Origin of the sequence: Rhodococcus rhodochrous, from assembly GCF_900187265.1 — a bacterium.
GTDB classification, from domain to species: domain Bacteria; phylum Actinomycetota; class Actinomycetes; order Mycobacteriales; family Mycobacteriaceae; genus Rhodococcus; species Rhodococcus rhodochrous.
The window spans coordinates 4651726-4666723 of sequence record NZ_LT906450.1 but is presented as its reverse complement, the minus strand read 5'-3'; the positions used below and the strand labels follow the sequence as shown (position 1 = coordinate 4666723).

The 14998-nt window shown below is 67.2% G+C and carries 11 protein-coding genes and 1 pseudogene; 6 read left to right on the top strand and 6 right to left on the bottom strand.

What is annotated here, in order from left to right:
- The first annotated feature begins 63 nt into the window (after positions 1–63).
- Genes CKW34_RS21260 through CKW34_RS21250 form a run of 3 tightly spaced genes read left to right on the top strand, consistent with a single transcriptional unit; the run spans position 64 to position 3449 of the window.
- The gene (locus CKW34_RS21260) at positions 64–1002 is read left to right on the top strand and encodes an ABC transporter ATP-binding protein (protein ID WP_016692326.1); all 939 of its coding nucleotides are present in this window, start codon (positions 64–66) and stop codon (positions 1000–1002) included.
- Positions 992–2029 carry an ABC transporter ATP-binding protein gene (locus CKW34_RS21255; RefSeq protein WP_059384067.1) on the top strand — a complete coding sequence of 346 codons (1038 nt, stop codon included), beginning with the start codon at positions 992–994 and terminating at the stop codon, positions 2027–2029. The genes CKW34_RS21260 and CKW34_RS21255 overlap by 11 nt, the downstream gene beginning before the upstream one ends.
- A complete protein-coding gene (locus CKW34_RS21250) occupies positions 2010–3449 on the top strand; it encodes an MFS transporter (RefSeq protein ID WP_059384068.1) in 1440 nt (479 codons plus the stop codon). Before CKW34_RS21255 ends, CKW34_RS21250 begins: the two co-directional genes overlap by 20 nt.
- Here CKW34_RS21250 and CKW34_RS21245 read toward each other — a convergent pair.
- From CKW34_RS21245 to CKW34_RS21225, 5 genes and pseudogenes are all read right to left on the bottom strand, one after another.
- Positions 3443–4728 (bottom strand): annotated as a pseudogene (locus CKW34_RS21245) (MFS transporter). The gene CKW34_RS21250 and the pseudogene CKW34_RS21245 overlap by 7 nt on opposite strands.
- Positions 4729–4904: 176 nt before the next feature.
- The gene (locus CKW34_RS21240) at positions 4905–5198 is read right to left on the bottom strand and encodes a DUF3263 domain-containing protein (RefSeq protein WP_059384069.1); all 294 of its coding nucleotides are present in this window, start codon (positions 5196–5198) and stop codon (positions 4905–4907) included.
- A gap of 28 nt (positions 5199–5226) precedes the next feature.
- Positions 5227–6660 (bottom strand): FadD3 family acyl-CoA ligase, encoded by a 1434-nt coding sequence (locus CKW34_RS21235; protein ID WP_059384070.1) that lies wholly within the window; start codon positions 6658–6660, stop codon positions 5227–5229.
- Positions 6657–7838 carry an amidohydrolase family protein gene (locus CKW34_RS21230; protein ID WP_059384071.1) on the bottom strand — a complete coding sequence of 394 codons (1182 nt, stop codon included), beginning with the start codon at positions 7836–7838 and terminating at the stop codon, positions 6657–6659. The genes CKW34_RS21235 and CKW34_RS21230 overlap by 4 nt, the downstream gene beginning before the upstream one ends.
- 35 nt (positions 7839–7873) lie before the next feature.
- Entirely contained in the window at positions 7874–9415 is a 1542-nt protein-coding gene (locus tag CKW34_RS21225; protein WP_059384072.1) for an AMP-binding protein, read from the bottom strand.
- A 135-nt stretch (positions 9416–9550) separates the two neighbouring features.
- On the opposite strand from CKW34_RS21225, the gene CKW34_RS21220 reads away from it, so the two are divergent.
- The 3 genes from CKW34_RS21220 to CKW34_RS21210 all read left to right on the top strand — a co-directional run bounded on the left by CKW34_RS21220 (position 9551) and on the right by CKW34_RS21210 (position 12918).
- A complete protein-coding gene (locus tag CKW34_RS21220) occupies positions 9551–10288 on the top strand; it encodes an enoyl-CoA hydratase/isomerase family protein (protein ID WP_059384073.1) in 738 nt (245 codons plus the stop codon).
- Positions 10289–10513: 225 nt separating this feature from the next.
- Entirely contained in the window at positions 10514–11848 is a 1335-nt protein-coding gene (locus tag CKW34_RS21215) for a cytochrome P450 (RefSeq protein WP_059384074.1), read from the top strand.
- Positions 11849–12195: 347 nt separating this feature from the next.
- Positions 12196–12918 (top strand): M23 family metallopeptidase, encoded by a 723-nt coding sequence (locus CKW34_RS21210; RefSeq protein ID WP_059384075.1) that lies wholly within the window; start codon positions 12196–12198, stop codon positions 12916–12918.
- Between the two features lie 85 nt (positions 12919–13003).
- Here the strand turns inward: CKW34_RS21210 and CKW34_RS21205 are convergent, their stop codons facing one another.
- Positions 13004–14974 carry a M13 family metallopeptidase gene (locus CKW34_RS21205; RefSeq protein WP_059384076.1) on the bottom strand — a complete coding sequence of 657 codons (1971 nt, stop codon included), beginning with the start codon at positions 14972–14974 and terminating at the stop codon, positions 13004–13006.
- Between the last annotated feature and the right edge of the window lie 24 nt (positions 14975–14998).

Here is a 14998-nt window from a genome sequence, read left to right as displayed (position 1 = left end):
CCGATTCTCGAAGTGAGAAATCTCCGTGCCTACATCGGCACGCCACGAGGCACCGTCCGCGCAGTGGACGACGTGTCGCTCGACCTGGACTCCGGACAGGCGCTGGGTATCGTCGGCGAGTCGGGCTCCGGAAAGTCGGTGATGGCCCGGGCGATCATGGGGCTCATGCCACCCCGCTCGGGCCGATCCGGATCGGTGACCTTCCAGGGCCGCGACCTGCTGGCCCTGACCAAGAAGGAGAAGCGCGAGATCTGGGGCAAACAGATCGCGATGGTCTTCCAGGATCCGGGTCGTTCGCTCAATCCGGTCGTCCGGGTCGAGCGACAGCTCACCGAGGGGATGCGGAAGCACCTCGGCGTCAGCAGATCCGAGGCACACACGCGGGCGCTGAAGCTCCTCGAGGAGGTGGGCGTCCCCGATCCGGAACGACGCCTCCGCAACTATCCCCACGAGATGTCCGGTGGCATGCGCCAGCGCGTGATGATCGCGATCGCGCTGGCGTGCGAACCGGATCTGCTCATCGCCGACGAACCGACGACCGCCCTGGACGTGACGATCCAGCGTCAGATCCTCGACCTGCTGCGGCGCGTCCAGCGCGACCGGGGCATGTCGATGATGCTCATCAGTCACGACCTCGCGGTGGTCGCGGGTCGCACCGACCGGGTGTCGGTGATGTACGCGGGGCGGCTCGCCGAAGTCGGTTCCACCCGTGAGGTGTTCGAGCAGCCGATGCACCGCTACACCCACGCACTGCTCGGGGCGACCCCGACGATCGACCACGTGCGGCACGCACCGCTGCGGGTGATCGGCGGGTCGCTGCCCGACCCGACCTCACCGCCCGAGGGGTGCCGGTTCGCGCCGCGCTGCAATCACGCGTCGGACCAGTGCCACACCACGCCGCCCCCACTCGAGTCGGTGGGCGTCGATCATCACGTTGCGTGTCTGAGCCCGGTGACCGTTCCGGTCGGGGCCGTTTCCGGAGGTGAATCCCATGGCCGGTAGTGGTGCCACTCATCTGCGCGGCGACGAGGCCCTGCTCAGTGTGCAGGACCTGGTGGTCGAGTACCCCACCGACAACGGTACGGTGCAGGCGGTCTCGAAGATCAGCTTCGACATCCTGCCCGGTGAAACCCTCGGCATCGTCGGCGAATCCGGGTGCGGCAAGTCGACCACCGGTCGTGCGGTGCTGCGGCTGGACCGCATCACCTCCGGCCGTATCCGGTTCGGCGACGAGTGGATCGAGGAGGCGAGCGAGAAGCGCATGCGCTCCCTCCGGCGCGACATGCAGATGATCTTCCAGGATCCGGTCGCCTCGCTCAATCCGCGCCGGTCGGTCGCCGACATCGTCGTCGAGGGCCTGACGGTCGCGAAAACACCTGCGAAGGAACGGGCGACGACATCGGTGTCGGTCCTCGAACAGGTCGGTCTGCCCGGCGAGCGATTCGCCGGCATGCTGCCCCGTCAGCTCTCGGGTGGCCAGGCGCAGCGCGTCGCCATCGCGCGAGCGCTCGCCCTGAATCCCCGGCTGCTCATCTGCGACGAACCGGTCTCGGCGCTCGATGTGTCGGTGCAGGCCCAGATCCTCAACCTGATCGAGGAACTCAAGGCCGAGTTCGATCTCACCGTCGTGTTCATCGCCCACGATCTCGGTGTGGTGCGCACGGTGAGCGACAAGGTCATGGTCATGTACCTGGGCAAGGTCTGCGAATTCGGTGATTCCATCGAGATGTACGACGACCCGGCGCATCCCTACACGCGCGCGCTGCTCGATTCGGTGCCGCTGACCGACCCGGAGAAGGGTTTCGCCGGACCACCCCTGGCCGGCGACGTGCCGTCGCCGCTCGCACCTCCCACGGGTTGCCGGTTCCGCACCCGCTGCCCGATGGCCCAGGACCGTTGTGCCGAAGAGGAACCCGAGATGCGTGAGGTCCGTCCGGGCCAGTACGCGGCCTGCCACTTCCCGCTGCCGTCCGTGACCGGACGCGATCTTCCCGAACCCGCCGCCGTCGGTGCCGGTGCGGACGCCTGATCGACCGAAGGGCCGCACGATCCGGGTACTGGTCTTCGCGGGCATCGTCACCACGGTGATGTCGACCCTCGTCATCCCACTGCTCGGTGAACTGCCCGCCCTGCTCGGGACCAGCCCGTCCAATGCGTCCTGGGTGGTCACGGTGACCCTGCTCGCGGGTGCCGTCGCGACACCCGTGACGGGACGCCTGGGCGACATGTACGGCGCGCGCCGGATGCTGTTGGTGTGCACGATCCCACTCATCGTCGGGTCGTTCCTGTGTGCACTGTCGTCGTCCCTGGCCCCGATGCTCGTCGGCCGTGCCCTCCAGGGTGCGGGCTTCGGGATCGTGCCCCTCGGCATCAGTGCGTTGCGTTCCCTCGTGCCACCGGCTCGTCTCGGCTCGGCCATCGCCCTGATGAGTTCGTCCCTGGGGATCGGGGGAGCACTCGGCCTGCCGCTCGCTGCGGCCGTCGTCCAGTACACGAACTGGCGGATGCTGTTCTGGGGAGCCGGTCTCGCCGGTGTGCTCGTCGCGGTGCTCATCGCCCGGCTGGTGCGGGACACCCCGGTGCCGGCGGAGGCGGGCCGATTCGACCTCGTCGGCACCCTCGGGCTCTCGGTCGCACTGGTCGCCGGGTTGCTGGCGATATCCAAGGGCGGTGACTGGGGCTGGACGGGTGCGACGATCCCGATCCTGTTCGCGGTCTCGATCGTCGCGTTCGTGGTGTGGGGCCGGTGGGAACTGAGGTCTCCGGCACCGCTCGTCGATCTCCGGGTCTCGAAGGGGAACCGGGTCCTCGTCACCAACATCGTCGCGGCCCTGATCGGTTTCTCGATGTACTTCCAGGCGCTGCTCGTTCCCCAGATCCTCATGCTGCCCACGGAGACCGGATACGGACTGGGACAGTCGATGGTGGCCATGGGGCTGTGGTGCGCACCGGCCGGTCTGCTGATGATGGCGATCTCCCCGCTGGGGGCGCGGCTGACGACCCTGCGCAGCCCCCGCACGACCCTGTTCGCGGGCTGCCTGATGATCGCCGCGGCCTATGCCTTTGCGGGACTCCTCATGCGATCACCGTGGGGTCTCATGGCGCTCACCTGCTGCGTCGCGGCGGGGATCGGACTGGCGTACGGGGCCATCCCCACATTGATCATGGGGGCGGTGCCGCCGACGCAGATCTCGTCGGCCAACAGCGTCAACACCCTGCTGCGTTCGGTCGGAGGCACGGCGTCGGCGGCGGTCGCGGGGGTCGTGCTGGCGCAGACGACCGTCGCCTTCCGCGGAACATCGATCCCGTCCGAGGGAGGACTCCTCACCGGCATGCTGATCGGGGCGGCGTCCGCGCTGCTGGCCGCCGCCGTGACCCTGGCCATCCGTCGTGTCCGACCCGAGGACCGGACCGATACAGAAGCTGCGCCGGCCGTCTCCCGTCAGTGATGGGACAGGGCGGTGGGGTGTGCTTCGTTGTCGATACCCGGGATGCCGCGTCCACGCAGCGATGCCCCCGCGGTCTCCGCCACGAAGTAGAGGGCGACGAGCCCGACCACGCACGCGCCCATCATGTAGAAGGCCGGCATGAGATCGTTGCCGGTCCGCTCGACGAGCCATTCGTTGATCGCGGGAGCCGTACCACCGAAGATCGAGGTGGACAGGTTGTACGAGATCGCGAACCCGGCGAACCGGACCTGCGTGGGGAACATGGCGGGGAAGGTCGCCGAGATGGTCGACAGCTGCAGCACGTACAACAGGCCGAGCACGGTGAAGCCCAGAATCGCCCAGCCGAAGCCCACCGACATCAACATGTACATCGGCGCGGCGAGAACGAACAGACCTACCAGCGACGCCGCCCAGAGGGGCTTGCGCCCGATCCGGTCCGACAACGCCCCGGAGAACGGGATGACCGCCATCATCGCGAGCTGACCGATCAACACCAGGATCAGCGCCGAGGTGGTCGTCAGACCGATCCGATCCTCGAGATAGGTCGGCATGTAGCTCAGCAACGTGTAGTTGCAGACGTTCAGCGCGATGACCAGACCCATCATCTTGATGATCGGTCGCCAGTACCGGGTGAGCAGGTCCTTGAACTCGGCACCGATGCTGGCCTCCTCCTGGTGCGCCTCCTCGAGTTCCTTGAAGACCGGCGTCTCGTCGAGTTTCGAACGGAGGTAGAGGCCCACCAACGCGAGCGGGCCGGCGACGAAGAACGGCAGGCGCCAACCCCAGGTCGCCATGAAGGCGTCCGTGGACAGCAGGTCGATCATCAGGACGAGGAACGCGCCGGCGGAGAAACCGCCCAGCGTGCCGAACTCGAGGAAGCTGCCGTAGAAGCCACGCCTGCGGTCGGGCGAGTACTCGGCCATGAAGGTCGCCGCGCCACCGTACTCACCGCCGGTGGAGAAGCCCTGGATGATGCGCAGCAGCACGAGCAGCAGAGGCGCCCAGAACCCGATCGACTCGTACGACGGGACCGCGCCGAGCAGCACCGTCGAACCACCCATCAGAAGGATGGTGAGCGCCAGGATCTGACGACGGCCAACCGGTCGCCGAGCGGACCCCACACGAAACCGCCCAGGGGCCGAATGATGAAGGAGACCGCGAAGACACCCAGCGTGAGCAGCGTCGCGGATTCGAGATCGCCGGGGAAGAACGAATCGGCGATGTAGGTGGCCGTGTAGGCGTAGACGCCGTAATCGAACCACTCGGTGAAATTACCCATGGCCGACGCACCGATGGCGCGGCGTACCTTCTCCGGCGGCTCTTCGTGAGCTTCCGGCTTCGGGTCGACGGAACCGTTCTTCACGATTGTTCCCTCCGATCGAGCTCGGTGCCTCGGCGGATACGCGAGTCGACGGAGGGCGAAACCGATTCCCGTGAAGTTCCTCGAAACCCTGGTCAGGCGGACAATCTGCTGAGCGGATGTGCCGAGGAGGCGTACCGTGCCCGATCACGTCGGCCCGCTGCGGAGGCGATGTCGACGGTGTCGAGCCGCTCGTCGCAGATGCGCACGAGTTGTTCGAGGATGTGCGGTTCCAACCGGTTCCACCGATGCTTGGTCAGCAGGCCGCGGAGGCGGTGGAAGTAGTTCTCGGGGGTGATCCCGAAGGTGACCCAGATGTCCTCGTCGGGACCACCGTTCCAGTGCCGCCACTTCACGGCGAAATCGATCATCGCAGCTTCGTCCGACATGCCGGAACTCCTGTCTGCGGGGGATGTGTCAACGGAGTAGTTCTTTGACGACCTTGCCGGTCGCGTTGAGGGGGAGCGCGTCGATGTATTCGACGACACGCGGGACCTTGAATCCCGCCATGCGTGTGCGGCTCCAGGCGATCAGGTCCTCGGCGGGGACGGGATCGGACGAGACGACGAACGCCTTGCCCACCTGGCCGAGCCGTTCGTCGGGGATCCCGATCACGGCCACCTGGTCGACGGCGGGGTGTTCGAGCAGGAAACCTTCGATCTCGGCGGGATAGGCGTTGAAACCGCCGACGACGAACATGTCCTTCTTGCGGCCGATGATCCGGAGGTGACCGTCGGCGCCGATCTCGCCGAGATCACCCGTGTGGAGCCATCCTTCGGTATCGACGGCTGCGGCGGTGGCCTCCGGATCGTCGAGATAGCCCTGCATCACGTTGTATCCGCGGATGAGCACTTCGCTGTCGTCGGCGATGCTCACTTCCACACCGTCGCAGGGTTTTCCGACGGTCGTGGCGATCTGTTCGAAGGTGTCGCCGCGGCGGGAGGCCGTCGCGGTGCCGGCCTCGCTCAGACCGTATCCCGTCATGATCGTCTCGAAGGGCAGTTCGCTCCGGATCCGCCGGATCAGATCGACCGGGATGTCGGCCGATCCGGTCACCGCCGCGCGCAGCGACGACAGGTCGTGGGTCCGGTCCTGCTGCGCTGCGAGGAGCGAGTGGTAGAGCGTGGGTGGTCCGGGCAGCATGGTCACATGTTCCCGCTCGATCAGGTCGAGGACGGTGTCCGTCTCGAAGACCGGGACGGGAATCATCGTGGCGCCGCGGATGAACGACGCGACGAGGCCGGCCTTGTAGCCGAACATGTGGAAGAACGGGTTGACGAGCAGGTAACGGTCGCCGCGTCGCAGATCGGCCAGATCGCACCACTCGGAGAACATCCGGAGGGTCTGCAGGTGGTTCATCATCACGCCCTTGGGGCGTCCGGTGGTGCCCGAGGTGTACATGATGTCGGCGATGTCCTCGCCGACCACCTCGCGGGTGAAAGGTCTTCCGCTGTCCAGGAAACCGGATGCGATGTCGATCCGGGGGGTGCCGGCCGGCACCGCGTATTCCTGGTCGAGGAAGCCGTCCTGCACGAGGGTCAGCTTCGCTCCGCTGCGCCGGATGATGTCGCCCGCCTCGTCCTCGCGGTAGCGGGTGTTCACCGGGACGAGCACACCACCCGCGGTGAGCAGGCCGAAGGCCGCGACGATCCACGCGGCGGAGTTGGGGGCCCAGATCGCCACCCGATCACCCTTGCCGACACCTGCGTCGGCGAATGCTCCGGCGGCGCGGCGGATTCGATCGGTGAAATCGGTGAAGGAGATCCGGAGGTCCCCGTCGACGACCGCTTCGGCATCACCGAAGCGGTCGCCGGCGCTGAGGACCATCTCGGGGATGGTCCGCCAGCTCATACCTTCAGGAGCCTCGCGAGGTTGCCGCCCATGACCAGCTTCTGGTCCTCGAAGGGCAGGTGCTGGATGTGCTGGATGTAGGTGGTCGGCTCGGCCAGGCCCTCGGGGTGCGGGTAGTCGGAACCGAACAGCACGCGCTCGGCGCCGATGAGGGCGGTGAGCTTGCTGAAGTCCTCCTCCCAGAAGGGGCTGACGTGGATGCTGTTCTTGACCGCCTCCACCGGGTCCTTCATGCCGAAGCCCTCGGGGGCCTTCTTGAAGGTGTCGGCGAGGTTCTGCAGCAGACCGGGCAGCCAGCTCGCGCCGTTCTCGATCACCGCGATCCGCAGCTCCGGGAAGCGGAGGAGTGCACCGTGGCAGACCCACGACGCGACCGCGTCCTGGATCGGACGCCACTCGTTGACCATGTGGAAGGTGTTGGTGACGAACGGCAGCATCTCCTTGTCGGCACCGTCCCACTCCGCCGTGTGGCGGGCGTAGCCGCTGTCGGACGAGTGCTGGGTGACGAGCACATCGAGTTCGACGACACGCTTCCAGAAGGGATCGAACTCCGGCAGGGCGAACGAACGCGGTCCGCGGTAACCGGGAACCGGAGCCGGGCGCACGAGGATCGCCTTCGCGCCGCGTTCGACGCACCACTCGAGTTCCTCGATGGCCTTGTCGACGATCGGCAGGCTGATCACCGGCACGGTGAAGATGCGGTCCTTGTAATTGAAGGACCACGTCTCGTACAGCCACTGGTTGAGCGAGTGCACGACGGCGTGGATCAGCTCCGGATCGTCACGCATGCGCTCCTCGACGAGGCTGGCGAGGGTCGGGAACATGAGCGTGCGCTCGATGCGGAGTTCGTCCATGAGTTCGAGACGGGCCGCCGGCTCGCGGAAGGCCGGGATCGACTTCATGGACTTGCCGAAGATCTCCCGACGGCTCTTGCCCTCGGGGTTGCCGTTCTTGAAGTAATCCTCCATGGCGCCCGGCCGGGCGACGACCTCGAAGGTCGGGTTGGGGATGTAATCGCTGATCTGACCGCGGATCGCGATCTTCGTGCGGCCGTCGACCTGCACGTACTTGATCACGTCCTTGTACTTCTCCGGAAGGAACTTCGTCAGCGCCTCCTCGGTCTCGTACAGATGGTTGTCCGCATCGAACAGCTGGTACGGCAAATCGTTCGCGGTCATCAAATCCTCCTTCTCCTGTTACGAGAATACTATTCTCATGTGTGCGCAGCCGCAATATCCTGACGAAGCCGGAACTTCTGGATCTTCCCGCTCGCCGTGCGCGGGAAGTCGTCGACGCGGTGCAGTTCCTCGGGCCACTTCTGCTTGGCGATGCCCGCCTGCCGGAAGTGTGTGCGGATGTCCTCGAGCGTCGGCATCTCGTGCCCAGGCCGCAGGCGCAGCACGGCGGCGGCATGTTCTCCGAGGCGCTCGTCCGGCGCCGACACGACGGCGGCCTCGGCCACCGAGGGCAGGGTCAGGAGCACCTCCTCGACCTCGAGCGCGCTGATGTTCTCCCCACCGCGGATGATGAAGTCGGCCTTGCGGTCGGTGATCGTCAGGAAGCCGTCCTCGTCGACGATCGCGACGTCTCCGGTGTGGTACCAGCCGTCCTCGTCGAATGCGAGTGCCGTGAGTTCGGGGTTCGTGTATCCCATGCACAGATCCGGTCCGCGGCTGAGGATCTCGCCGTCGTCGGCGATACGGATCTCCACTCCCGGGCACGCGTTGCCGTCGGTGAACAGGCGCTTGTCCACCGGATCGGTGACGAGCGAACTCGTGATCGACGGGTGCTCGGTGCTGCCGTAGGCGCGGAACACCGTGATGCCGAGATCGTCGAGACGACGGGTGACGGCGGCGGGCACGGTCGACCCGCCCAGGCCGGCGTACTTCATGTACTGCAGGTGCCGGTCCGGATCGAAGTTCGGGTGGTCGAGCAGACTGGTGATGAAATAGGTTGCACCGCCGCCGATCACGAGTCCGTCGCTCTCCATCAGTTCGATCGCGCGGGCCGGATCCCAGACATCGAGCAGGTTGATGGGGGTGTGGTCGAGGATCGGGATGAGGAAGGCGTTGACCATACCGATGAAGTGACCCACCGGCGCGCCCGTGAGCTGTGAGCCGCGGTCGGCGGGATAGCGCTCGGAGAGCTGCCTCGTCTCGAAGCCGAGCGTCCGGTGCGTGTGGATCACGCCCTTGGGATCGCTCGTGGTGCCGGAGGTGAACGCCAGCAGTGCCGGCTGCGAGGGATCGCCGGGGAGCACGCTCTCGAAGGGCTCGTCGTCGAGCAGGTCGTCGAAGTCGCGTCCCACGACACCGACGACGGGAACGTCGGCGCACAGTTCGGGCCGGTACTCGGTGTATCCGAACTTCTCGGCGCACACGAACACCTTGGGAGCGGACTCGCGCAGGATGTACCCGAGTTCCTTGGGACCGTAGAAGTGGACGATCGGCACGACCGTCGCGCCCAGGAAGGACGAGGCCCAGAAGACGGCCGCGGCCTCCATCCAGTTGGGGAGCTGGAAGGCCACGACGTCGCCGGGGCCGACTCCGCGGCGGTGCAGACCGGCCGCGAGGCGCCGCGCGACGTGTTCGACCTCGCTCACGGTGCCCGCCCACGGTCGGATGGTCGAGTGGATGCGGAACTCGGTGTCGGGTGCGGCCTTCAGGCCGCGCGCCAGCATGTCGCCGATCGTCTCGCGAGTCCACCACCCTTCGCTCTCGTAGCGTTCGACCAGTTCGGAGGGGATCTGCCGCATCTGAAAGCTCCAGTGTCGGGGGTGGCGTCACGCCGCCGTTCGTCGCGGCGCGACCGGTGCAGACCGGCCTTGGCCGGTTGTGGAGATGCTATTCTCCGAAAAGTAGAATTCCAATATCAGTTCGGAGAGCAGACCATGGTGGAGCTGGAGCTCGACGACGGACTCGCCGTCGTCACCATCGATCGCCCGCACGCGCGCAACGCCATCGCCCCCGAGACGATGGACCAGCTCGAGAAGGTGCTCGACGAGGCCGAGCAGGCGCAGGCACGTGCCCTGGTGATCCGCGGTGGTGGCGACCGCGCCTTCGTCTCCGGTGGCGATCTGAAGGAACTCGCCGAGCTCCGCACCCACGAGCAGGCCGCCGACATGGCCCGGCAGATGCGCGCCGTGTGCGACCGGATCGCCGGCTTCCCGGCGCCCGTCGTCGCCGCGCTCAACGGTCACGCACTCGGCGGTGGTGCCGAGGTGGCCGTCGCCGCCGACATCCGCATCGCCGCGGACGACATCAAGATCGGCTTCAACCAGGTGTCGCTGGCGATCATGCCCGCCTGGGGCGGTGCCGAACGGCTGGCGTCGCTGATCGGGCGCGGGCGTGCCCTCATGCTCGCCGGGACCGGCGACATCCTGCGGGCCGAGGAGGCCGAACGCATCGGCCTCGTCGACAAGTTGATCCCGCGGGAGACCTTCGAGGAAGGGTGGCGCGCCCTCGGCCGCGCCCTCGCCAATCCGTCCTCCGCGTCCATCAAGCGTGTCGTGAACGGCGCGAGTCCGGAGGAAGCGGTCGACGCGTTCGCGCGGTTGTGGATCGGCGATGCGCACTGGGAAGCGGCCGACAGGGTGCTCTCGCGCGGCAAGCAGGCGCGCGGAAAATAGGGCACAGGGAAACCAGGGCGGGTAGTTGTCACTGCAGCGCCGAACGTTTGCGCGCCCTGAAGACAGTTGCATGCCGTCCGAAGGCGTGCTTCTGTCCGCGGACCGTGCACGCCTGCTCGTTCCAGGGTTGCGGTGATCTCCCCCTGCGGGTCCGGACGGACGTTTGGATGTGCTCCCGACGGGAAGCCTTCATAGGTCCTGTCCCCTCCGACGCCGGGAGCACCTGTGCCTGCATCGACCGCGACCGTTTCGCCCACCGACGCCGCTCGACTCCTCGGGCAGGTGGCCGTGCCGTTCGTGGCGGTGGGACCGATCGCTCGTCGGCGTTGGGCGATGAAACTGCTCGAGAAGAACCAGTCCGATGCCGGTGTGGTCCGCCTGGTCGCCGATCTGCGCAAGCGGCACGGTGACGGGCCCGTGGTCGTGCCGATCCCCGGCCGCACCCTCGCGATCGTCCTGACGCCGGAGGACGTGAACCGGATCCTGCGCACCGATACGGCATCGTTCACTGCGGCCAACAAGGAGAAGGTGGCCGCACTGAGCCCGTTCCAGCCCAACGGTGTGCTCATCTCCCGAGGGGACATCCGCGCCCAGCGACGCGCGTTCAACGAGTCGGTCCTCGAACCGGAACATGCCCTGCACCGTCTCGCGGCCGAGTGGGTCCCCGTGATCGAGCAGGAGGCGCAGGACCTGCTCGAGCATGCGAAATCTCGCGGTGAACTCGACGCTCCCGACTTCGTGAAGACCTGGTGGCGGCTCGTCCGTCGACTCGCGTTCGGCGACGCGGCCCGCGACGACGAGAGCATCACCGACCAGCTGTGGACGTTGCGCTCGAACGGGAACTGGTCGTTCGCGCATCCGCTCCGGCACCGTCTGCGCGATCGGTTCACCCAGAACCTGCACCGTCATGTCACGGCGGCTCCGTCCGAGAGTCTGGCCGGGGTGGTCCGGGATCTCGCGGCGCCGGCGTCCGTCGACCCGATCGGGCAGATGCCGCACTGGTTGTTCGCCTTCGACGCCGCAGGCATGGTCAGTGCCCGAACCCTGGCGGTGTTGTCGACCCATTCCGAGCAGCGTCTGCGTGTCGAGTCGGAACTGTCGGGGACCGAAGCCGGGACACCGCAGGTCTACGAGTACCTGCGCGCCTGCGTGCTGGACACGACCCGGCTGTGGCCGACCACTCCCGTGATCCTCCGGGATTCCGTGGAGGAGACCACGTGGAGCGACGGTGCGGGTGGCACCTCGACGATTCCCGCCGGTACGGGCTTCGTGATCCTGTCGTCGGCCTTCCACCGCGCCGACGACCTGCCGTTCGCCGACACCTTCGAACCCGAGATCTGGCTCGACGGCCGCGCCGAGCGGCATCCCGCGCTCGTGCCGTTCAGTGCCGGGCCGACGGTGTGCCCCGGGCGCAGCATCGTGCTGTTCGCAGCGAGCACTTTCCTCGCGACTCTGCTCCGCTCCACCGAGTTCACCGTGGTGTCGGATGTGAAGCCGGATCCGGCGCGTCCGCTGCCCGCGACGTTCGACAATTTCGGGCTGCGTTTCGCGGTGCGGTAGGACTGCCCGGAACGGCCTCTTTACCCCATCGGAAACCGTTTCCCCGTTATCCGATGGCGTGACGTCACTCACTGTTTACCCCGGTTTTGCGTCCGACGCGTGAGGTCGATGGTGTCGATGTGAATCGAGTGGGGCAAATCGGGCGCCTTTTGTCCGATACCGGTCGGTTTGGAGTCAAGGCGACACGCTGAGTTCGTCAAAGGTCGAAGTACTCTGTGATGGAATCGTGACCCTTTCGTTACCCAGGGCCTGTCCTAGAGGAAACTGCTGTGATCCGAAATCCTGAATCCACCCCCACCCGAGAAGCCACCGATCTGCGACGGCGCGCAACCCGTGCCGGCAGGTGGATGGCAGTCGCGGTCCTCGCGAGCGCCGTCACCGTCGGCGGAACGACGGTCGCGAACGCCGCAGGCGACCGGGTCCGCGTCGAGTCCGCCACCGCCTGGACCGGCGCCGGGGAGAACCTCTCGACCGCACCCCAGGTGCTGAAGGTCGTCGGTGTCGACGCATCGCACTACACCGAGAAGCTGAACCGCGCCGCCGAGCGGGAAGCGCAGCGTGTCGCCGAGGCGATCGCTGCCCAGGAGGCGGCGCAGCGTGCCGAGGCCGAGCGGATCGCTCGCGAGGCCGCCGAGCAGGCCGCTCGCGAGGAGGCCGCGCGTCGTCCCGCACTCGCCTTCCCCGCTGCGGGAACGCTGACCTCGGGCTTCGGCCCGCGCTGGGGCACCAACCACAACGGTGTCGACATCGCCAACTCGATCGGCACACCCATCGTCTCCGTCACCGACGGTGTCGTGATCGACTCCGGTCCGGCCTCGGGCTTCGGCCTGTGGGTGCGCATCGCGCAGGACGACGGCACGACCGGCGTCTACGGCCACATCGACCGGTCCCTCGTCTCGGTCGGCCAGCACGTCCGCGCCGGCGAGCAGATCGCCACGATGGGCAACCGCGGCCAGTCCACCGGACCGCACCTGCACTACGAGGTGTGGCAGCCGGGCGGCGCCAAGGTCGACCCCATCCCGTGGTTCCACGCGCGCGGCGTTCCGGTGCCGAGCTCGCACCTCGGCTGATCCGGTAGGCGGCAGCCCGAGAACGAAACCTGAGAACGAACACTGCCCCGACGCATTCCGCGTCGGGGCAGTGTCGTGCGTGGAGCTACCAGATGCGCACGCGCTCCGAAGGATCGAGATACAGCCCGTCACCTTCGCTGACCTCGAACGCGTCGTAGAACGCGTCGATGTTGCGGATCACGCCGTTGCAGCGGAACTCCGGCGGCGAGTGCGGGTCGACGGCGAGACGGCGTGACGCCTCCTCGTCGCGAACCTTCGTACGCCACACCTGCGCCCATCCGAAGAACACGCGCTGCAGCCCGGTCAGGCCGTCGATGACGGGCGCGGGCTTGCCGTCGAGCGCGATCTCGTAGGCCTTCAACGCGATCGACAGGCCGCCGAGGTCACCGATGTTCTCGCCGATCGTGAAGCTGCCGTTCACGCGTTGTCCGGGAAGGGCTTTCGGCTCGAACTCGTCGTACTGCGCGATGAGGGCGGCGGTGCGCTTACCGAACTCTTCGCGGTCCGAATCGGTCCACCAGTTCTCCAGATTGCCGTCGCCGTCGTACTTCGCGCCCTGGTCGTCGAAGCCGTGCCCGATCTCGTGGCCGATGACCGCGCCGATGCCGCCGTAGTTCGCGGCGTCGTCGGCGTGCAGGTCGAAGAACGGGGGCTGGAGAATCGCGGCGGGGAAGACGATCTCGTTCATCCCCGGGTTGTAGTAGGCGTTGACCGTCTGCGGGGTCATGAACCACTCGCCGCGATCGACCGGACCACCGAGCTTGCCGAGATCGCGGTCGTATTCCGCGGCGTACCCGCTGCGGTAGTTGCCCACCACGTCGTCCGGGGTGATCGTCACAGCGGAGTAGTCGCGCCAGGTATCGGGATAGCCGACCTTGGGCGTGAACTTCTCGAGCTTGCGCAGCGCGGCCTCGCGCGTGGCCGGGCTCATCCATTCGAGGTCGGTGATGGACTGCCGGTACGCCTCGGTGAGGTTGTCGACGAGCACCTGCATGCGCGTCTTCGCCTCGGCGGGGAAGTGCCGTTCGACGTAGAGCTTGCCGACGGCCTCGCCGAGCAGGTCCTGCACGAGCGACACGCCGCGCTTCCAGCGGTCGCGGATCTCCTGCGTACCGGTGAGCGTGCGGCCGTAGAACGCGAAGTTCTCGTCGACGAACGCCTCGGACAGGTACGGAGCCCGCGCGCGCAGCACCCGCCACACCGCCCAGGCCTTCCAGTCGTCGAGGTCCTCGTCGGCCCACAGCGCGGTGAACACCTCGAGGAAGCTCGGCTGACGGACGACGATCTCGGCCCACTGGTCGGTGGTCGCGCCGGTCGCGGTGATCCATCCCGTCCAGTCGAACTGCGGGAGATCGGTGAGCAGCGAGTCGAGGGTGAGCAGGTTGTAACTCAGGTCGGCGTCGCGACGCTTGACGACGTCCCAGTGCCCGGCGGCCAGCTTCGTCTCGAGCGCGACCACCTTCGCCGCGTCGTAGGGCAGGTCGGCGAGGGCGAACATGCGGCCGATGTGGGCGGTGTACCGGTCGCGGATCTCGGCGTAACGGTCCTCGCGATAGTACGACTCGTCGGGCAGCCCGAGACCGCCCTGCGAGACGTGCATCAGGTACCGCTCGGAGTTCTTCGAATCGGTGTCGACGTAGTGCGCAAGCGCACCCGTCACGCCGGCGCGCTGCAACCCGCCCAGTACTGCCGCGAGCGCGGCGCGGTCGGCAGCGCCGGAGACCGCCCGGAGTTCCTCGCGGATCGGATCGAGACCGGCGGCCTCGATCGTCGCGGTGTCCATGAACGAGGTGTACAGGTCGCCGATCTTCTGGGCGTCGGTGCCCGGCTCGGCGCCGGACGCCGCGGCCTCTTCGATGATGGTCCGCACGTCGACCTCGGCCTTGTCGGCGAGCGTGCGGAAGGCTCCGTCGAGCGCGCGGTCGGCGGGGATCTCGTGTTCGGCGAGCCATCGGCCGTTCACGTGTTCGAAGAGGTCGTCCTGGGGGCGGACCCGTTCGTCGACGTGTCCGAGATCGATGCCGGAGCGAATCTCCGAGTTCTGCGCGAGGGTCATGCTCCCCATCCTTACACCGGATGG

Excerpts from the sequence above, each read along its gene's own strand:
- CKW34_RS21235 (WP_059384070.1), bottom strand. The coding sequence starts at position 6,660 with ATGAGCTGGCGGACCATCCCCGAGATGGTCCTCAGCGCCGGCGACCGC.
- CKW34_RS21240 (WP_059384069.1), bottom strand. The coding sequence starts at position 5,198 with ATGTCGGACGAAGCTGCGATGATCGATTTCGCCGTGAAGTGGCGGCAC.
- CKW34_RS21220 (WP_059384073.1), top strand. The coding sequence starts at position 9,551 with ATGGTGGAGCTGGAGCTCGACGACGGACTCGCCGTCGTCACCATCGAT.
- CKW34_RS21205 (WP_059384076.1), bottom strand. The coding sequence starts at position 14,974 with ATGACCCTCGCGCAGAACTCGGAGATTCGCTCCGGCATCGATCTCGGA.
- CKW34_RS21255 (WP_059384067.1), top strand. The coding sequence starts at position 992 with ATGGCCGGTAGTGGTGCCACTCATCTGCGCGGCGACGAGGCCCTGCTC.
- CKW34_RS21210 (WP_059384075.1), top strand. The coding sequence starts at position 12,196 with ATGGCAGTCGCGGTCCTCGCGAGCGCCGTCACCGTCGGCGGAACGACG.
- CKW34_RS21225 (WP_059384072.1), bottom strand. The coding sequence starts at position 9,415 with ATGCGGCAGATCCCCTCCGAACTGGTCGAACGCTACGAGAGCGAAGGG.
- CKW34_RS21230 (WP_059384071.1), bottom strand. The coding sequence starts at position 7,838 with ATGACCGCGAACGATTTGCCGTACCAGCTGTTCGATGCGGACAACCAT.